The sequence below is a fragment of the Ruegeria sp. YTSA072 genome (assembly GCF_059610285.1).
Map to the genome: position 1 here is coordinate 809,967 of NZ_JBXWNI010000001.1, position 18,066 is coordinate 828,032.

Genomic DNA, 18,066 nt, shown 5'->3' on the forward strand with positions numbered 1-18,066 from the left:
CCAATCTGATTTGAAAAGCCCTAACAGGACCAAATTGCAGGACCTTGCGAAAAAATTTCGTGCCGCATGACGGTTCCGGGCTTAATCGAGTAGCGCGCGGCCAGTCCGGCGTTGATTTCGAGAACCGCAAAGACGGAATCGCCACCCTCGATTGGCGTCAGATCACCGGGAATCGCACCTTGGTGGACATGCGTTACCGTACCGGCCCGATCGAGGAAAATGATGTCCAGGGGAATCAGCGTGTTCTTCATCCAAAACACCACGGGCTGCGGCGGGTCAAAAACGAACAGCATGCCCGAACGGTTTGGTAGCGACTCGCGGAACATCAATCCACGCGACCGATCCTGCGGGCTAATCGCCAATTCGATATTGAATCGGATCTGGGCCGAGTCGTTCTTGATGTCGATCTGATCAGGCTTACACGCAGCCCAAGTCATCCCGGACCAAAGCAACAAAACCGCTAAAAGACCCGGAGAAAACTTAGGCATGAAACACTCAGTCGTCCAAAGCAGCTTCCCAGGCCAGTACCTGAGCCGCCATACGTCCACGCTTGCCACTGATGACACGCATCGCTAGGGCCTCGCCCGGCTGCAGATCCGACAGACCAGAGCGGCGAAGAACTTCGATATGCAGGAACACATCTTCACCACGGCCAAAAACATTGGCGAACCCAAAGCCTTTGCCTTTGTCGAACCATTTGACTCGCGCGGCCTCTAGCGGGGCAGCGGCGATCTCAACCGGATCAAGCTCGGCAAAATCAGCCAGCATCATCGTGTCCGTCCGCGCGGGCGGATCGACACTGATGACCTCGACCGCCTGAACACCACGGTCCGTGCGATGGGTCATGATTTCTATGCCCGCACCATCCGCGACCGAACTTTGGCCGAAGTTGCGCAACACATTGACGTGCAACAAAATATCCGGACCGCCCTCATCAGACACAACAAATCCGAAACCCTTTGCAGGGTCGAACCATTTCACGTGTCCACGGACGCGGTACATGTTGTTCAGATCTTCTGGCACGGCGTTCCCATCGCGAAAATTGTCATTTCGTTAAGGGTCCGATGTGTATGGGAATGGCGCGCAAATTCAAGCTGAAAAAACCTTTTGTTTTCGGCCTCTTGCATTTCACGATACGCGAACGTCATGGATTTAACCTCTGTATCTGCCAGTCGGAACCCACTTGATCCCGCTGCCACCGGAACCTGTCGTGCAACCGAAAGGCCCCATCGGCCCAGAATTCGATTTCGGTTGGCACCAGCCGATAGCCGCCCCAGAACGGCGGGCGTGGCGGGTTCGGGCCCAACTTGGCCGTCACCTTGGCCACCTCGGCCATCAGAACCGAGCGACTGCTGAGAGGCTGAGACTGCTTGGACGCCCAGGCCCCCAATCGGCTTTTTAGTGAGCGGGACGCATAATACTCATCCGCCTGCGGCCCGCTTTCTCTGGTTATTGTACCACGAACTCGGATTTGCCGCCGCAGAGATTTCCAATGCATCACAAAAGCAGCTTTTCCGGCGCCGTCCAACTCGGCCGCCTTGGCACTTTCGTAGTTGGTGTAGAACACAAAAGCTGCCGGTTCGATCTCTTTCAGAAGAACCATTCGCACATTCGGCATACCGTCCGAATCGACGGTCGCCAAAGCAATAGCGTCCGGATCGTTCGGTTCGTTCTCTTTGGCCTCAACCAGCCACCGCCCCGCTATTTCAAACGGATCGGTGCCGGCAAATATGCCGCTACGTTCGCTCATTCCCATCCCCTGGAAACTAATAAAGCCCACCCTAGGGCGAGAACCCGCCACGGGCAAGAGCGCGCGGCCTTGATGCAGCGCACCCAATGGCATAAACCATCCCAACATAACGCGAAGACAGGCGGAGAACCAAACATGTCAAATCAGTTGATGGCCGGCAAACGCGGCCTCATCATGGGACTGGCCAATGATAAATCAATCGCATGGGGAATAGCCCGTGCCTTGTCCGAATCCGGAGCAGAGCTGGCTTTTTCATATCAAGGCGACGCACTTAAGAAACGCGTTGATCCACTGGCGGCACAGCTTGGCAGCGAAATTGTTCTGCCCTGCGACGTCAGTGACGAAGAATCGATTGATACGCTGTTCACATCTCTGGAAGAGAAATGGGGCAAGCTGGACTTTGTTGTTCACGCCATCGGGTTTTCGGACAAGAACGAGCTTCGGGGCCGCTACGTCGACACGTCGCGTGCGAACTTCAAACTAACCATGGACGTGTCGGTCTATTCCTTCACCGCCGTGATGCAACGGGCCGAGAAGATGATGTCCGAGGGCGGCAGCGCAATTACTCTGACCTATTATGGTGCTGAGCAGGTGATGCCGCATTATAACGTGATGGGTGTCGCCAAAGCTGCACTTGAGGCATCGGTCAAATATCTGGCCGAGGATTTGGGCAAGGACGGTATCCGCGTGAACTCGATCTCGGCCGGTCCGATCAAGACATTGGCCGCCAGCGGGATTGGCGACTTCCGCTACATTATGAAATGGAACGAGTATAACTCGCCCCTGCGCCGCAACGTGACTATCGATGATGTTGGTAAATCGGCACTGTATCTGCTGTCGGACCTCAGCAGCGGTGTAACAGGAGAAAACCTCCACGTGGATTCGGGTTATCACATTGTCGGCATGAAAGCCGTCGACGCACCTGACGTCGAAAAGGGTTAATGACATGAGCGCCAAGGATCGCCTGCCCCACGAAAAAGGGTTTCACATCAGCTGGGATCAGATCCACCGTGATTCCCGCGCCTTGGCCTGGCGTCTGGACGGGCAAGGCCCGGATGACGGCGCATGGCGCGCTGTTGTGGCCATCACCCGTGGCGGTATGGCGCCTGCGATGATCGTCAGCCGCGAGCTGGACATTCGCACCGTCGACACAGTCAGCGTGCGCTCGTACCACCATCAGGACCAAGGCGAAGCCGAGGTGTTGAAAGCCCCCGATGCCCAGCTGATGCGCGACGGCGAAGGTATTCTGATCATCGACGATCTGGTCGACAGCGGCAAAACGCTGGAGCTGGTGCGCGCAATGTACCCCAAGGCGCATTTCGCGACAGTTTACGCCAAGCCCAAGGGTCGTCCGATGGTGGACACGTTCATCACCGAGGTCAGCCAGGACACCTGGATCTTTTTCCCTTGGGATATGGCCCTGCAATATGTCGAGCCCTACCGCGGGACCGACTAAAAGAACCCTCTCAACCCACAAAGAGTGAGGCAAAGCCTTACAAAGGACAGGCCCGTCATGACCCAGTCCCGTACCACCGCGACATTTGCCCCTCCGGTCATGGAGGCGCGGCGCTGGTTGGAGGGGGTGGAGTTTCCTGATGACCGTCCCCTGATCAACGTCAGCCAGGCGGCCCCGGTCGATCCACCGCCCCTGGCGTTGCGCGAAGCGATTGCCAGCTTTGCCGTGACCGAAGACAGCGCCCATCTTTACGGGCCGGTTCTGGGCAATCCTGCCCTGCGATCTGAACTCGCCCTTCAGATCGGGTCGCATTATGACGCGCTGGTGTCCAGCGATCAGGTGGCAATCACCTCGGGCTGCAATCAGGCATTTGCGGCTGCGGTCACAGCGATCACCGATCAGGATGACGAGGTGATTGTTCCAACGCCCTGGTACTTTAATCACAAGATGTGGCTGGACATGGCGGGTGTCCGAACCGTGGATCTGCCAACCGATGACGCACTGCTGCCCGATCCGGACGCAGCCCGTGCTCTGATCACCGACAAAACCCGCGCCATCGTCCTGGTGACCCCGAACAATCCCGGCGGAGTGGAATACCCTGCCCCGCTGGTGCGCGCTTTTTTTGATCTTGCGCAGGAGGTCGGCATCCGGTTGATCGTGGACGAAACCTATCGGGATTTCGACAGCCGCAGCGGCCCACCGCATGATCTGTTCGCCCAGCCTGACTGGGATCAAACCCTGATCCACCTCTACTCCTTTTCAAAAGCATACAGGCTGACCGGCCACCGTGTCGGCGCGATTGCGACCGGCACTGACCTGCTATCCGAGATTGAAAAGTTTTTGGACACAGTCGCCATCTGCCCAAGCCAGATCGGCCAGCACGCGGCCCTTTGGGGAATGCAGAACCTGTCGCAATGGCTGGCAGGTGAACGGGATGAGATCCTCGACCGCCGCGCCGCAATTGCCGAGCTGTTACCAGGCCTGACGGACAAGGGTTGGCGGCTGCTGGGTCTGGGCGCTTATTTTGCCTATTTCGAACACCCGTTCGATATCCCATCGGACGAACTGGCCCAACGACTGGTCCCCGAGGCAGGCATCCTGCTGCTGCCCGGCACCATGTTCATGCCTAAAGATGATGCAGCCGGAAAACGTCAGGTTCGTATCGCATTTGCCAATCTGGACCGCGCCGGATTGGGGCAATTGTTCGAACGGCTGGCTGCTCTGTCCTTCTGAGCTTGCTCCCCGACGGTGCGCGTCGTATTCAGGGCCGCAACCGACGGGGCAGTTACCTGCCGACAAAAGCACGAAGAGGGCACAATGGCCGCAGGCGTAAAAAAGTTATCAAAGACCTTTGTCTGGATTCTCATGGGCCTTTTGATGCTCGGACTTGCAGGGTTTGGCGCAACCAGCCTCTCTGGCACCGTGCGTTCGGTGGCCCAAGTCGGGAATGAGGATATCTCGGTTGATGACTATGTCCGCGAGCTGCAGCGCGAGATCCGCGCGGTTGAACAACAGACAGGCCAGCCTTTGCAAATGTCGCAGGCCATTGAGTTTGGTCTGGATCGTCTTGCCTTGTCGCGCCTGACGGCTTTAGCAGCGCTGGACAATGAGGTCGGTTTGTTGGGTATCTCGATCGGTGATGAGAACCTGCAGGAAGAAATAGTTGCGATTCCAGCTTTTCAGGGCGTCAACGGCACATTTGACCGCGACGCGTATCAGTTCCAACTGGAACAGGTCGGCATGTCCGATACCGAGTTCGAATCGGACCTGCGCAAGGAAACATCCCGCACAATCGTGCAGAGTGCCGTGGTTAGCGGTGTGAAGATGCCCGAAACCCTCACGCAGGTGTTGACCGACTACGTTGGTGCCCGCCGCAGCTTTACCGTCGCAACTTTGGCGCCTGACGCCCTGCCCGCACCTGTTGCCGCCCCGACCGACGAGCAGGTCCAAACGTTTTATGATGAGAACACCGAGCTGTTCACCCTGCCGCGCACCAAAAAGCTGACGTATGCGATCCTGTCACCCGAAATGCTGCTCGACGACGTGGAAGTCGACGAAGACTCGGCAAAGCGTTTGTATGAACAGCGCGCGGCTGAATTCCAGCAGCCCGAACGCCGCCTGGTCGAGCGCCTGACCTTCCCGGATCAGGACGCAGCCCAAAACGCCATGGCCCAGCTAGAGGTTGGCGGTAAGACCTTCGAGCAACTGGTTCGGGATCGCCAACTCGAGCTCAGCGATATCGATCTTGGCGACGTCACCCGCGAGGATCTGGGCGAAGCCGCCGATGGTGTCTTTGCTGCCGATCTGGACGCCGTTGTCGGCCCGCTGCCTTCCACCTTCGGACCGGCGCTGTTCCGCATCAATGGCTCGCTTGCCGAAAACAACACGTCGTTTGAAGATGCCGCCCCTGCCCTGCGCGAGGAATTGGCAGCCGATCGCGCCCGCCGCCAAATTGAGGCGCAGGCCGAGGATATCAATGACCTGCTGGCCGGTGGCGCGACTTTGGAAGAACTGACCTCCGAGACCGAAATGGAGTTGGGCCAAATCGACTGGACCGCGCAAACCGGTGAAGGCGTCGCCGCCTATGACGGGTTCCGCAGCGCAGCCGAAGCCGTGCAGGATGGCGACTTTCCCGAGGTCGCGTTTCTTGAAGATGGCTCGATCTTTGCCCTGCGTCTGAATGAGGTTCTTGAACCCCGGCCGGAGCCGATTGAGACCGCACGTGACCGCGTTGTTGCCGCCTGGACCCAGGCCGAAACCAACAAGGCGTTGGAAGAACAGGCAAATGCTGTTCTGGAGCAGGTGCAGACCGACGGTGACTTTGCCGCAACCGAATTGCCGTTCCGGGTAGAAAACGCCCTGACGCGCACGGCCTTTCTGGAAGATGTGCCCGCAGATTTCATGACGCAGGTCTTTGAAATGGAACAAGGAAATCTGCGCGTCATTCCCGGTGCCGGAACCGCATTTATCGTGCGTCTGGACGAGCTGCTGCCGCCTGCCGAAACAGATGAGCTGCGTCAAGTGCAAGCGGCCCTTACCGCGCAGCTGGATCAGGCTTTGGCCCAGAACATCTTTGATGCCTTTGTCCGCGATGCACAGGTCCGTGCCCGTCCCGTCGTAGATCAGCAGGCCCTGAATGCTGTTCAGGCGAGCTATTAAAAGAGACTGAATATGGCGCTGACCCCCGACTTTGACAGCTTCGCCCGCGCCTATGAGGCAGGCGAGAATCAGGTTGTCTACACCCGCTTAGCCGCTGATTTGGACACGCCGGTTTCCTTGATGCTCAAGCTGACAGGCGCGCAGAAGGACGCGTTCATGTTGGAATCGGTTACCGGTGGTGAGGTTCGTGGCCGCTATTCGATTATCGGGATGAAGCCGGACCTGATCTGGCGGTGCCAAGGCGAGACGTCCGCGCTGAACCGCTCGGCGCGGTTCGACCCTGATGCGTTCTCGCCCCAAACCGGCAACCCGATGGATAACCTGCGGGCGCTGCTGGCGGAAAGTAAGATCGACCTGCCGGACGACCTACCCCAAGCCGCAGCCGGGCTGTTTGGCTATCTCGGCTATGACATGGTGCGGCTGGTGGAATACCTGCCTGATGTGAACCCCGATCCGCTTGGCCTGCCTGATGCCATCATGCTCAGACCCTCGGTCATTGCTGTGCTGGACGGCGTCAAAGGCGAGGTCACGGTTGTGTCGCCCGCATGGGTCAGCGAAGGGCAATCGGCCAAGGCTGCTTATGCACAGGCCGCAGAACGTGTTATGGACGCGGTACGCGATCTGGAACGTGCCATGCCCGCCGAAACTCGCGATCTTGGGGATGCTTCCGAGGTGGCTGCGCCGGTGTCGAATTTCACCAAATCCGGCTATTTGGAAGCGGTCGAAAAGGCCAAGGAATACATCCGCGCGGGCGACATCTTTCAGGTTGTTCCGGCACAGCGCTGGACTCAGGACTTTCCGCAACCTCCTTTCGCGCTCTATCGTTCGCTTCGGCGCACGAACCCGTCGCCCTTCATGTTCTATTTCAACTTCGGAGGCTTTCAGGTCGTGGGCGCAAGCCCCGAGATTCTGGTCCGCGTTTTCGGAGATGAGGTCACGATCCGCCCCATCGCCGGCACTCGCCCGCGCGGCGCGACCCCCGAAGAGGATAAGGCCAACGAGGTTGATCTGCTGGCCGACAAGAAAGAGTTGGCAGAACATCTGATGCTGCTGGATCTGGGCCGCAACGACACCGGTCGTGTCGCAAAGATCGGCACTGTGCGCCCTACCGAAGAGTTCATCATCGAACGCTACAGCCACGTGATGCACATCGTCTCCAACGTTGTTGGTGAGTTGGCCGAAGACAAAGACGCACTGGATGCCTTCTTTGCCGGAATGCCTGCAGGCACCGTTTCAGGCGCGCCAAAGGTTCGTGCAATGGAGATCATCGACGAGCTCGAGCCCGAAAAGCGCGGCGTTTACGGCGGTGGCGTGGGGTATTTCAGTGCTGGCGGCGACATGGATATGTGTATCGCCCTGCGTACGGCCATCGTGAAAAACCAGAAGCTTTATATTCAGGCAGGCGGAGGCGTGGTCTATGACAGCGAGCCCGAGGCCGAATTTATGGAAACCGTCCACAAATCGAACGCCATTCGGCGTGCGGCTGCAGACGCGGCCCGGTTTACCGGCTCTGGCAATTCTTAAAGAATAGCGGCTGACCTCATGGTCAACCGTTTTTCATCTTCAGCCTTACTGAGCTTCTTGCGTCATGACCGCTGAAATCGGGGCCATGGCTACGCGGCCACCGCGATCTTCCAGCCCCCATAGCAACAGGGCCGAGATCGTGTCCGGGCGCAGTCGTCCCAACATAACGACAGTTCCCTGCTGACCAGCCCGGAACGCCGCCTGATCCAAGAAACGTCGCATGATCGTGGGGTCCTGACGGGCACCGTCGATGTCGCGAAAGATGACCCCGGAAGGGATGCCATTGCGAGCGGCCAGTTTCTGGACCGTATTCAGCCCATTATCTTGAGTGATAAGCCCGCGCCCGGTATCACCGGCAATTGCAGCCACCTGATCGGCCAATTTGCGGTTACCTTGAATGCCGGTGCCCACGCCTTCCAAAATACCAACGGTTTCCGGCAGAGTGTCCAGCCACACAGCCATCGAAACCTCAGCATCTTGCGCGCTGGCCGCCTTGGGCAAGTCGGCAAGGGCCAGAACCTCGAAACCCGCTGCGCGATGGCGGGCCATTTTTTCGGCCGCATCGGGGTCAGACGGGCTGACAGCAAAGCTCAGTGGGTATGGGAAATCCTTCAACGCCTCGGCTCCAAAGGCCCCTTCATCATCAATCAAAATGATCGACATAAGCGGTTTGGCCTCGGGGTTTTCGAACTTGGCGGCATAGGCATCAATTGGCTTACCGGGCAGAAGTACCGCGGGTTGCTCGTCCGCTGAAACCGGCGCGTCATCGCGTTCGGTCAACGGGACGACTCGTTTGCCAACGGTCAGACCGTCAGTATCCGCTTCTTCACCGCCAATCTGTGGGACCGCTGCGATCCGTGGCAGCTTTTTGAGCTGCGGGTCTTCTTCCCCTTCTACAGCGATCGGGTTGTCCTCAAGCGGATCGACCTCGGGCTCCAGGGGTTCGATTGCCGTGGGTTCAGGCTGCGGCTCGGGTTCCGGTTGAACCGCTGCGACCACGGGCTCGGGCTGAGGTTCTGGTTCAATTTCCGTTTCGGTGACTTCCGGCAACGGCTCTGCGATTTCAGGCTGAGTCTCTGTCACCTCGGGCTGCACCTGTTCCACTTCAGGCTCGGGCAGTATTTCCAGGACTTCGGGCGCGGGCTGCGGCTCAACCTCGGCAATGGTCTCTTCTTGTTTGGGTGCAACCGGCGGTTCCGGTGCAATTTCCGAGATGATCGGCTCACCTTCGGTGCTGGGCAATGGCTGCAATTGCGCAGGCGACTGCGGTACAACCGGAGCCTCGTTTGATATGGTTACCTCAACCGTTTCAGGTATTTCGACCCCTTCGACCTGCGTGACGGCCTCACTGATCGTCGGCTCAGAGTCTGGCACAGTCTCTACGTCCGCCAACCCAGCCAGATTGTCCGTTTGATCCCCGGACGCATCGGATGTCACCGGCGCCGCGGTTACCAGATCGGCATCTGCTACCGTTTCAGCCGCTTCGGCGCTGACTTCAGGGGTCACTGCCGGCGCAGGCTCGGGGGCCTCGGCGTTTACAACCGGTTTCCGGGTCAAAGGGGTATTCAGGGATAGTACCACACCAAGCAGACCAACAACGACCGCCCCTGCGATCATCCCGCCTAAAAATCCGCCCATCTTAACTGCCTCTCGCCTTCATCCTGCTTCGATCGCCTCAACGCCGTTTACCGCGCCTTTGGCCTGCGATTGCGCCCTGAACAGGATGTCCTCTTGACGCTGCCCCGCAAGCCTGAGCATGTATGTCCCGATATTATACCGTGGCCAAGGGCTGTATCGCCAGTCCGAAATGCCCAAGCCGAGACAAGTGCCCAAATGCTGCTGCTGATCGACAACTACGACTCGTTTACCTACAATCTGGTACACTATTTAGGCGAACTTGGCGCCGAAATGGTCATTCGGCGGAATGACGCCCTGGATGTACAAGAAGCCATGGCGATGAACCCGGCAGGAATCCTCCTCAGCCCTGGCCCGTGCGATCCTGATCAAGCCGGTATTTGCCTTGCGCTGACAGAAGCAGCAGCCGAAACAAGGACACCGCTTCTGGGGGTCTGTCTTGGTCATCAGACGATTGGGCAGGTGTTTGGCGGCAACGTTGTCCGCTGCCACGAGATTGTCCACGGCAAGATGGGTATGATGCACCACACCGGTAAAGGCGTGTTCGCTGGCTTGCCCACCCCGTTTGAGGCGACCCGCTATCATTCGCTTATCGTGGATCGGGACACGTTGCCAGATAGCCTTGAGATCACAGCAGAACTGGAAGACGGCACCATCATGGGCCTGCAACACAAAGAATTGCCCATTCACGGCGTCCAGTTCCACCCGGAATCAATCGCCTCCGAGCATGGCCACGCTCTGCTCAAGAATTTCCTGTCCGAGATGAAAGTTCCTGCATGAGCGACGCTCTGAAGCCACTGATCGGAGCCGCTGCCGATCGACCCTTAACGCGTGCCGAGGCTGAACAAGCGTTTAGCATCCTGTTTGATGGCGAAGCCACGCCCAGCCAGATTGGCGGCCTGCTGATGGCGATGCGCACACGCGGTGAAACGGTAGACGAATACGCCGCTGCCGCTGCTGTGATGCGCGCTAAATGCAATGCGGTTAAAGCTCCGGCTGGTGCGATGGATATCGTTGGCACTGGCGGCGACGGCAAAGGCACACTGAACATTTCCACCGCCACAGCGTTTGTTGTCGCCGGGGCTGGCGTCACTGTCGCCAAACACGGCAACCGAAACCTGAGTTCCAAATCAGGTGCCGCGGACGCCTTGGGACAGCTGGGCATCAACGTTATGGTTGGCCCGCAAACAGTTGAAAAGGCTCTGCAAGAAGTCGGCATCGGCTTTATGATGGCACCCATGCACCATCCTGCGATTGCGCATGTCATGCCCAGCCGGCAAGAGCTTGGGACGCGTACGATTTTCAACATTCTTGGCCCGTTGACCAACCCCGCTGGTGTTCGGCGTCAACTGACCGGTGCGTTCAGTCGCGACCTAATCCGCCCAATGGCGGAAACGTTGGGACTGCTGGGCGCTGAACACGCCTGGTTGGTGCACGGATCAGATGGCACGGATGAGTTGACGATCACCGGCGTAAGCTGGGTCGCCGCGCTGGAAGAGGGCGTTGTGAAAGAGGTCGAGCTGCACCCCGAAGACGCCGGGCTGCCGGTCCATCCTTTCGAGGATATCATCGGCGGAACGCCCGAGGAAAACGCCGTGGCTTTCCGCGCCTTGTTGGACGGCGCGCCTTCGGCCTACCGCGACGCGGTGTTGTTGAATTCCGCCGCGGCCCTTGTGGTTGCTGGCTCTGCTGATGACCTGAAAGACGGCGCTGCCAAGGCGCGGGAAAGCATCGACAGCGGAAAAGCTAAAGACAAAATCGCGGCCCTGGCCCGAATTACACAGGAGGCCGCATGACCGAGACGGTTCTGGACAAGATCAAAGCCTATAAACTTGAAGAAGTTGCGGCAGACAAAGCACAAAAATCGCTGGAAACACTGGAAAACGAGGCTCGTAACGCGCCCGAAATTCGCGGTTTTGCCGATGCGCTTCGAACAGCGGCGCGTCGGGGGTACGGCCTGATTGCCGAGGTAAAGAAAGCCAGCCCGTCCAAGGGTCTGATCCGCCCGGATTTCGATCCACCCGCTCTGGCCAAATCCTACGAGGAAGGCGGCGCTGCGTGTTTATCGGTGCTGACCGACACGCCGAGTTTTCAGGGTGCAAAAGAGTACCTGACCGAAGCCCGGGCTGCTACCGAGCTTCCGGCGCTGCGCAAGGATTTTATGTACGACCCCTATCAAGTGGTCGAGGCACGTGCTTTGGGTGCGGATTGCGTCCTGATTATCATGGCATCGGTAGATGACGCCCAAGCCGCCGAACTGGAACAAACTGCATTCGACTGGGGTATGGATGTCCTGATCGAAGTTCACGACCAGGAAGAACTGGAACGTGCAGCAGAGCTGAAAAGCTCACTGATTGGGATAAACAACCGTAATCTCAAGACCTTCGAGACATCTCTTGATACCACACGGCATCTGTCCAAGCTTGTACCTGCGGGCCGGACGATCGTGTGCGAAAGTGGTCTGAGCACGCCTGAAGATCTGGCCGATATCGCACGCTACGGCGCACGCAGCTTCCTGATCGGTGAAAGCCTGATGCGTCAGGAAGACGTGGCAGCAGCCACCCGCCACCTTCTCGCAAGCCCTCTGATCCCCGGAGTCATGTGATGCCCTTGACCCATTTTGATGCTCAGGGACAGGCCCATATGGTCGATGTCTCGGACAAGGAAGTCACCGACCGCGTCGCCGTGGCGGCTGGCCACATCAAAATGGCACAGGCCACCTTTGATCTAATTTCCGAAGGCCGCGCTAAGAAAGGTGATGTTCTGGGCGTGGCACGTCTTGCGGGCATCATGGGCGCAAAGAAAACGCCTGATCTGATCCCTTTGTGTCACCCGCTTCCAGTCACCAAAGTTGCAGTCGAACTGACGCTGGATCCCGACTTGCCCGGCGTGCTGGTCGAAGCCACAGTCAAAACATCGGGCCAGACCGGTGTCGAGATGGAGGCTCTGACCGCCGTGTCCACGGCTGCGCTAACGGTCTATGACATGACTAAGGCCGTGGATAAGGCGATGGAAATTGGCGGTATCCGCGTATTGTTAAAAGATGGCGGTAAATCAGGACGTTACGAAGCAAAATGATCACCGTCGAAGAGGCCCGCGCGCTGTTGTTTGAACTGGTCTCGCCCCTGCCAGCCGAGACCGTTGCTCTGTCCGACGCCGCAGATCGTGTTCTGGCTCAGGATATCGAGTCCACCCGCGACCAGCCGCCGTTTGAGGCATCCTCGATGGACGGCTACGCGCTGAAAGCGACCGAGGTCGAGCTGCACGCCATGTTCAAGGTCATCGGCGAGTCGGCCGCTGGCAACCGCTACACCGGTCGCGTCGGGCCTGGACAGGCAGTGCGTATCTTCACCGGCGCCCCGGTCCCCGAAGGTGCTGATTTCGTTGTCATACAAGAAGATACCGAACGTAGCGGCGACCTGATCACAATCTCGGACCTGCCCGGGCCAAAAACGAATATCAGACCTGCGGGCGTCGATTTCAAGGCAGGCACAAAGATCCCGGCCCCACGCCAGTTGCGCGCCGAGGACATCGCGCTGATGGCGGCGATGAATGTTGCGACCGTACCAGTGACTCGAAAGCCTGTCGTCGCTCTGATCTCCACCGGTGATGAACTGGTGATGCCGGGCGAAACCCCGGGCCCCGATCAGATCATCGCATCCAATACGTTTGGATTGAAAGCACTGCTGGAGGGCGCTGGCGCGCACGTCCGCATTCTTCCGGTCGCGCGCGATACGGTCTCATCGCTTGAAACTGCCTTCGGACTGGCCGAAGGAGCGGATCTGGTTGTGACCATCGGCGGCGCATCGGTTGGAGACTACGATCTGGTGTCAGATGTCTCAACCGGGCTGGGAATGGAGCAATCTTTCTACAAGATCCGCATGCGCCCCGGCAAACCCCTGATGGCGGGTCGATTGGGACAAACGGCAATGGTCGGCTTGCCCGGAAATCCTGTCAGTGCAATGGTTTGCGGCTATCTCTTCCTGTTGCCAATGGTGCGTCGGATGTTGGGTGTCGAACAGGTTCTGCCCCCGTTGAGAACCGCATTTCTTGCTGAACCATTGGGCGAAAACGGTCCGCGTGAACACTATATGCGGGCTATGCTGGACGAGACTGGCATCCGCGCATGTTCCGATCAGGACAGTTCGCTGCTCAGCGTTTTGGCGCAGGCAAACGCTCTTTTGGTTCGTCCACCGGATGATCCTGCCCGGCTTGCCGGAGATGAGGTTCAGTACCTTCCGATCTAAGTGTCGCTCAAATCCGTTGACACAAAACGTGAACATGCGTAGAACAAAAGAAAACGCATGACCGATGAGGTGTGAGCAATGTTGACCAAGAAGCAGTTGGATTTGTTGGAATTCATTCACAAACGCGTTCAGGCGGACGGTGTTCCGCCCAGTTTCGATGAAATGAAGGCCGCGCTGGACCTCAGGTCCAAATCTGGCATCCACAGATTGATTACGGCTCTAGAGGAACGTGGGTTCATTCGGCGTCTGGCGCACCGCGCGCGGGCTATCGAAATCGTCAAACTGCCGGAAAGCCTGGGTGGAGAACCCACAGTGGCCTTCAAGCCGCGTGTGATCGAAGGCGACAAGCCGCCCGGCCCCCGCCCCGCGAATTTTGAGCCGGTGACCGTCGATGCGATGGAATTGCCAGTGATGGGCCGCATCGCCGCCGGTGTTCCAATCGAAGCGATCAGCCACGTCTCGCACCGCGTCGCGGTACCCGGAACAATGGTTTCCGGAAAAGGAGAGCACTACGCGCTGGAAGTGCGTGGCGACTCGATGATCGACGCCGGAATCAACGATGGTGACGTTGTAGTGATCCGGGAAACCTCGGTTGCCGACAACGGCGATATCGTTGTTGCCCTTGTCGAAGATCAGGAAGCCACCTTGAAGCGGTTCTTCCGCCGCGGGCAGGCGATTGCGCTTGAGGCCGCGAACCCCGCCTATGAAACCCGCGTTCTGCCAGAAGATAAGGTCAAGGTGCAGGGTCGTCTGGTTGGACTGATCCGCAGCTACTAAAACTGCTTGGTATCCCGGTTCCCGGATGTGTTCGGGGACCAGAGCCTGTCGCCCATCGCTTCTCTAGACGTTGTGATCTTGCCGCCCGACAGGGACAGGCTTCCCGTTGCCAGCAGCCGTTTCGGATCGAAGACTTCACAGCCGCCGGACAGTTGCAGCGCCACGGCAGAAATCACGATCTGATCGGCATTGCAGGCACTGAACCCGCGCGCCGCGCGTTTGCCTGTAACGTGCAACACCTCTTTGCCCTGCCAGTCATACCGTTGAATGGTGCCGGAATCATGCGGCCAACGGCTGGCCGCCTGCAACTGATCTGCCCCGTCCCCATCATTTTCCAGCCAGACGGTTGCGACAAACCCGCTTCCCTTTTTCTTACTCAAGGCGCGTCCTTGTTCAGTCATTACGCCAACAAGACCGCCACTATCCGCAACCAGTATTTCAGGGCGATTTCCCTGCCCCCATAACATCAACGCCACGGCCATTGGTGCCCCCCCAACCCATTTTGCCCGTCCTTGCCACAGCGCAAACCACAGGCCGCCAAGCGCAATTAGCGGCAGGACAAGGTGCGGCGGGCTGACAACATATCCTTGCGCGCCGTCAAATCCCGATACCCATTGAGAAACCGCAAGAATCCACTCTAAACCCAGCCCCATCACTGCCAGCGGCACCATCTCAAGGCCGAATGGCGACAGCAGTGCTGCCACCACGGCCGAGGGGACGACAACTATGCCCATGACCGGCACCGAAAGCATGTTGGCCAGAAGGCCATAGTGAGACAATGTGTTGAAATGCGCCGCACCAATTGGCGCGGTTGCAAATCCCGCGATAGCCGAGGACATCAGCAGGCCCGCAACAGGTTTCAGCCACTTTGGCCCCGGCATCGGTCCCAATTTACGCAACGCTCCGAACACCGCCACAAGCGCTGTCGTTGCGGCAAAAGACATTTGAAACCCTGGGCTAAGCAAGCTTTCGGGGCGCAGAATGAGCACAATAAGGGCGGCGACTGCAACGGCCCGTAGGGAAATCGCGCGTCTGTCGATCAGTATGGCCATCAACATGACACTCGCCATGACAAAGGCGCGTTCCGTGGCGACGTTTCCCCCAGACAGCAGCAAGTAGATCGTGGCCGAGACCATCGCACAGACAGCCGCCAGTTTGCGCACAGGCAATCTGAGAGCCAGCGCAGGAATGGTTGAGAAAAAAAGCCTGCACATCAAGTAGACGAACCCGGTCAGCAGGCCCATGTGGAGGCCCGAAATCGCCAACAGATGCGCTAGCTTGGATGCGCGCAGTGACTTTAGCGTTTCTTGCCCCATACCGCTGCGATCACCCGTTGTGACGGCGGCCGCAAACCCGCCAATCTCGCCCGGCAGGATCGTGCGGACATGGTGGGAAATCGCCATTCGCCATGCTGTAATGCGGATACCTTCGGGCTGCGGGGGCGCGGCGATCAGCACCGGGACACGGGTGTATCCCACGGCCCCCAGCCGTTGAAACCACGCGTGTCGCCGAAAGTCGAACCCACCCGGTTCCACCGGACCTTGAGGGGGCGACAAATGGGCAGTGGTCATGATCCTTTGGCCGGGCACTAGTGAGCGTGCGTCGCCGTGCAAGGAAAGCCGGACGCGCTGCGGCCGCCGGTCACCGGGCACATCCCCTATACGCACCCGATCCAGCGTAATCCGCAACGCGTCCGACGCAGAGCGATCCATGGCAACGACCCGCCCCTCGACCGGGCCGTAATAACGCCATGACAGGACCGGCTCTGCCACCGCATGGGCGCGCGCACCCGCCAGGATGAACCCGGCAGCGATCAGCGCCCCCCCTGTTGTCAACGCAGCCCATCCGGACGGCAGCCTGCACGCCATCCCCAGGCAAACGGCAATCGCGGCAACAAGGCCAACATAAGCCTTCCAGTCCGGTTCGAATCGAAGACTGAAATACAGACCTATACCGACTGCCACACACACCGGAGACCACTGAAACAAATACCCTGTCTGATTCAGCAATGCGGCCTCGACCCGTGCCAGAACACGCATGGTTGCCCCCGTCCTTCCGGCTCGTTAGACAGGCGCCAATCTATGCCCGACACGGTTACCAAAAGGTTAATCCACACAATGTCCGATCAGGTCGTCACTCGTTTCGCCCCGTCCCCAACCGGCTTTCTGCATATCGGCGGGGCACGTACCGCACTGTTCAACTGGCTTTATGCACGTGGACGTGGTGGCAAGTTCCTGTTGCGGATCGAAGACACCGACCGCGAGCGTTCTACCCCAGAAGCAACGGCTGCGATCCTGCAAGGGATGGAGTGGCTGGGCCTTGATCACGACGGCGATGTAATCAGTCAATTTGAGGGTGCCGAACGTCACGCCGAGGTGGCGCATCAGTTGCTGGCTGAGGGCAAGGCGTACAAGTGCTTTTCAACGCAGGAAGAGATCTCGGCCTTCCGCGAACAAGCGCGGGCCGAGGGGAAATCGACCCTGTTCCGCAGCCCTTGGCGCGATGCAGATGCTTCCACCCATCCGGACGCCCCTTATGCAATCCGCATCAAGGCGCCTCAGGACGGCACGACGGTAATCCGCGATCAGGTTCAGGGTGATGTGACCATTCGCAACGATCAACTGGATGACATGATCCTGCTGCGTTCGGACGGAACTCCGGTCTACATGCTCGCGGTTGTAGTTGACGACCACGACATGGGTGTAACCCATGTGATCCGAGGCGACGACCACCTGAACAACGCTGCACGACAGATGATGATCTACGAGGCGATGGGTTGGAACGTCCCGGTCTGGGCACATATCCCTCTGATCCACGGGCCGGATGGTAAAAAGCTGTCCAAACGCCATGGCGCTTTGGGCGCGCAGGAATATCAGGCCATGGGTTACCCCGCGGCTGGAATGCGCAACTATTTGGCGCGTCTGGGTTGGAGCCACGGCGATGATGAATTCTTTACGGACGCGCAGGCCAAAGAGTGGTTCGATCTTGACGGAATCGGCAAAAGCCCTGCCCGTTTCGACCTGAAAAAACTGGAAAATCTGTGCGGGCAGCATATCGCCATCGCGGATGATGCTGCATTGCGGCAAGAGATCGAAGCCTATCTGGCAGCGGCAAATTTACCTAACCTCACGGAAACACAATCCGGTGATCTGGAACGTGCGATGTATTGCCTCAAGGATCGCGCGCGGATGTTCCCGGAACTTCTTGAAAAAGCTCACTTTGTGTTGACATCTCGGCCAATTAACCCCGATGAAAAGGCTGCAAAAGCGCTGACCTCAGTATCCGATGGTATACTGAGTGAATTGACGCCGCACGTGCAAAATGCTAGCTGGACGCGAAACGAACTGGAGCAAACCCTAAATTCGTTTGCAGAAGCGAAAGAGGTTAAGTTCGGCAAACTGGCGGGCCCCTTGCGGGCCGTGTTGGCAGGTCGGGCAGTGACGCCTTCAGTTTTTGACATGATGCTTGTGCTGGGGAAGGAAGAAACCCTGGCCCGGCTTTCTGACGCAGCGACGTAA

General features: G+C 58.5%; 17 protein-coding genes. 12 read left to right on the top strand and 5 right to left on the bottom strand.

The window, feature by feature from the left end:
• Positions 1 to 20: 20 nt before the first annotated feature.
• The 3 genes from AC2FIB_RS03980 to pdxH form a co-directional block, all read right to left on the bottom strand.
• Positions 21 to 488 carry a DUF192 domain-containing protein gene (locus tag AC2FIB_RS03980; RefSeq protein WP_496733359.1) on the bottom strand — a complete coding sequence of 156 codons (468 nt, stop codon included), beginning with the start codon at positions 486 to 488 and terminating at the stop codon, positions 21 to 23.
• A gap of 7 nt (positions 489 to 495) precedes the next feature.
• Positions 496 to 1,002 (bottom strand): cold-shock protein, encoded by a 507-nt coding sequence (locus tag AC2FIB_RS03985; protein WP_369934646.1) that lies wholly within the window; start codon positions 1,000 to 1,002, stop codon positions 496 to 498.
• Positions 1,003 to 1,144: 142 nt separating this feature from the next.
• A complete protein-coding gene (pdxH, locus tag AC2FIB_RS03990; protein ID WP_496733361.1) occupies positions 1,145 to 1,750 on the bottom strand; it encodes a pyridoxamine 5'-phosphate oxidase in 606 nt (201 codons plus the stop codon).
• A gap of 135 nt (positions 1,751 to 1,885) precedes the next feature.
• Between pdxH and fabI the strand changes: the two genes are divergently transcribed.
• The 5 genes from fabI (at position 1,886) to trpE (ending at position 7,889) form a co-directional block, all read left to right on the top strand.
• Complete coding sequence (gene fabI / locus AC2FIB_RS03995; RefSeq protein WP_282168236.1) at positions 1,886 to 2,692, top strand: enoyl-ACP reductase FabI; 807 nt, start codon at positions 1,886 to 1,888, stop codon at positions 2,690 to 2,692.
• A gap of 4 nt (positions 2,693 to 2,696) precedes the next feature.
• On the top strand, positions 2,697 to 3,206 hold the full coding sequence (gpt, locus tag AC2FIB_RS04000) for a xanthine phosphoribosyltransferase (RefSeq protein ID WP_058271741.1): 510 nt from the start codon (positions 2,697 to 2,699) through the stop codon (positions 3,204 to 3,206).
• Positions 3,207 to 3,263: 57 nt separating this feature from the next.
• Positions 3,264 to 4,439: an aminotransferase gene (locus AC2FIB_RS04005; protein WP_496733362.1), complete on the top strand. Its 1,176-nt coding sequence runs from the start codon at positions 3,264 to 3,266 to the stop codon at positions 4,437 to 4,439.
• Between the two features lie 84 nt (positions 4,440 to 4,523).
• Entirely contained in the window at positions 4,524 to 6,365 is a 1,842-nt protein-coding gene (locus AC2FIB_RS04010; protein ID WP_496733363.1) for a peptidylprolyl isomerase, read from the top strand.
• A 12-nt stretch (positions 6,366 to 6,377) separates the two neighbouring features.
• A complete protein-coding gene (gene trpE, locus AC2FIB_RS04015) occupies positions 6,378 to 7,889 on the top strand; it encodes an anthranilate synthase component I (protein WP_496733365.1) in 1,512 nt (503 codons plus the stop codon).
• 45 nt (positions 7,890 to 7,934) lie between these two features.
• On the opposite strand, the gene AC2FIB_RS04020 is transcribed toward trpE, so the two are convergent.
• The gene (locus tag AC2FIB_RS04020) at positions 7,935 to 9,527 is read right to left on the bottom strand and encodes a divergent polysaccharide deacetylase family protein (RefSeq protein WP_496733367.1); all 1,593 of its coding nucleotides are present in this window, start codon (positions 9,525 to 9,527) and stop codon (positions 7,935 to 7,937) included.
• 195 nt (positions 9,528 to 9,722) lie between these two features.
• Between AC2FIB_RS04020 and AC2FIB_RS04025 the strand changes: the two genes are divergently transcribed.
• From AC2FIB_RS04025 to lexA, 6 genes are all read left to right on the top strand, one after another.
• Entirely contained in the window at positions 9,723 to 10,304 is a 582-nt protein-coding gene (locus AC2FIB_RS04025) for an anthranilate synthase component II (RefSeq protein WP_496733368.1), read from the top strand.
• Positions 10,301 to 11,320, top strand: coding sequence for an anthranilate phosphoribosyltransferase (gene trpD / locus AC2FIB_RS04030; RefSeq protein ID WP_496733369.1), 1,020 nt, complete (start codon positions 10,301 to 10,303; stop codon positions 11,318 to 11,320). The genes AC2FIB_RS04025 and trpD overlap by 4 nt, the downstream gene beginning before the upstream one ends.
• The gene (gene trpC / locus AC2FIB_RS04035) at positions 11,317 to 12,129 is read left to right on the top strand and encodes an indole-3-glycerol phosphate synthase TrpC (RefSeq protein WP_496733371.1); all 813 of its coding nucleotides are present in this window, start codon (positions 11,317 to 11,319) and stop codon (positions 12,127 to 12,129) included. Before trpD ends, trpC begins: the two co-directional genes overlap by 4 nt.
• Positions 12,129 to 12,602, top strand: coding sequence for a cyclic pyranopterin monophosphate synthase MoaC (gene moaC / locus AC2FIB_RS04040; RefSeq protein ID WP_496733373.1), 474 nt, complete (start codon positions 12,129 to 12,131; stop codon positions 12,600 to 12,602). Before trpC ends, moaC begins: the two co-directional genes overlap by 1 nt.
• Positions 12,599 to 13,771, top strand: a complete 1,173-nt coding sequence (locus tag AC2FIB_RS04045) for a molybdopterin molybdotransferase MoeA (protein WP_496733374.1) — start codon at positions 12,599 to 12,601, stop codon at positions 13,769 to 13,771. Before moaC ends, AC2FIB_RS04045 begins: the two co-directional genes overlap by 4 nt.
• 78 nt (positions 13,772 to 13,849) lie before the next feature.
• Positions 13,850 to 14,548 (top strand): transcriptional repressor LexA, encoded by a 699-nt coding sequence (gene lexA, locus AC2FIB_RS04050; protein ID WP_496733376.1) that lies wholly within the window; start codon positions 13,850 to 13,852, stop codon positions 14,546 to 14,548.
• Here lexA and AC2FIB_RS04055 read toward each other — a convergent pair.
• Positions 14,545 to 16,587, bottom strand: coding sequence for a ComEC/Rec2 family competence protein (locus AC2FIB_RS04055; RefSeq protein WP_496841751.1), 2,043 nt, complete (start codon positions 16,585 to 16,587; stop codon positions 14,545 to 14,547). The two genes, lexA and AC2FIB_RS04055, sit on opposite strands and share 4 nt — an antisense overlap.
• A 78-nt stretch (positions 16,588 to 16,665) precedes the next feature.
• On the opposite strand from AC2FIB_RS04055, the gene gltX reads away from it, so the two are divergent.
• On the top strand, positions 16,666 to 18,066 hold the full coding sequence (gene gltX, locus AC2FIB_RS04060; protein ID WP_496841775.1) for a glutamate--tRNA ligase: 1,401 nt from the start codon (positions 16,666 to 16,668) through the stop codon (positions 18,064 to 18,066).

Bases quoted from the DNA above. Each gene is read 5' to 3' on its own strand.
- AC2FIB_RS04055 (WP_496841751.1), bottom strand. From the start codon at position 16,587: ATGCGTGTTCTGGCACGGGTCGAGGCCGCATTGCTGAATCAGACAGGG.
- AC2FIB_RS04045 (WP_496733374.1), top strand. From the start codon at position 12,599: ATGATCACCGTCGAAGAGGCCCGCGCGCTGTTGTTTGAACTGGTCTCG.
- AC2FIB_RS03980 (WP_496733359.1), bottom strand. From the start codon at position 488: ATGCCTAAGTTTTCTCCGGGTCTTTTAGCGGTTTTGTTGCTTTGGTCC.
- trpC (WP_496733371.1), top strand. From the start codon at position 11,317: ATGACCGAGACGGTTCTGGACAAGATCAAAGCCTATAAACTTGAAGAA.
- AC2FIB_RS04010 (WP_496733363.1), top strand. From the start codon at position 4,524: ATGGCCGCAGGCGTAAAAAAGTTATCAAAGACCTTTGTCTGGATTCTC.
- fabI (WP_282168236.1), top strand. From the start codon at position 1,886: ATGTCAAATCAGTTGATGGCCGGCAAACGCGGCCTCATCATGGGACTG.
- AC2FIB_RS04020 (WP_496733367.1), bottom strand. From the start codon at position 9,527: ATGGGCGGATTTTTAGGCGGGATGATCGCAGGGGCGGTCGTTGTTGGT.
- AC2FIB_RS04025 (WP_496733368.1), top strand. From the start codon at position 9,723: ATGCTGCTGCTGATCGACAACTACGACTCGTTTACCTACAATCTGGTA.
- gpt (WP_058271741.1), top strand. From the start codon at position 2,697: ATGAGCGCCAAGGATCGCCTGCCCCACGAAAAAGGGTTTCACATCAGC.
- pdxH (WP_496733361.1), bottom strand. From the start codon at position 1,750: ATGAGCGAACGTAGCGGCATATTTGCCGGCACCGATCCGTTTGAAATA.
- lexA (WP_496733376.1), top strand. From the start codon at position 13,850: ATGTTGACCAAGAAGCAGTTGGATTTGTTGGAATTCATTCACAAACGC.
- trpE (WP_496733365.1), top strand. From the start codon at position 6,378: ATGGCGCTGACCCCCGACTTTGACAGCTTCGCCCGCGCCTATGAGGCA.
- gltX (WP_496841775.1), top strand. From the start codon at position 16,666: ATGTCCGATCAGGTCGTCACTCGTTTCGCCCCGTCCCCAACCGGCTTT.
- moaC (WP_496733373.1), top strand. From the start codon at position 12,129: ATGCCCTTGACCCATTTTGATGCTCAGGGACAGGCCCATATGGTCGAT.
- AC2FIB_RS04005 (WP_496733362.1), top strand. From the start codon at position 3,264: ATGACCCAGTCCCGTACCACCGCGACATTTGCCCCTCCGGTCATGGAG.
- AC2FIB_RS03985 (WP_369934646.1), bottom strand. From the start codon at position 1,002: ATGTACCGCGTCCGTGGACACGTGAAATGGTTCGACCCTGCAAAGGGT.
- trpD (WP_496733369.1), top strand. From the start codon at position 10,301: ATGAGCGACGCTCTGAAGCCACTGATCGGAGCCGCTGCCGATCGACCC.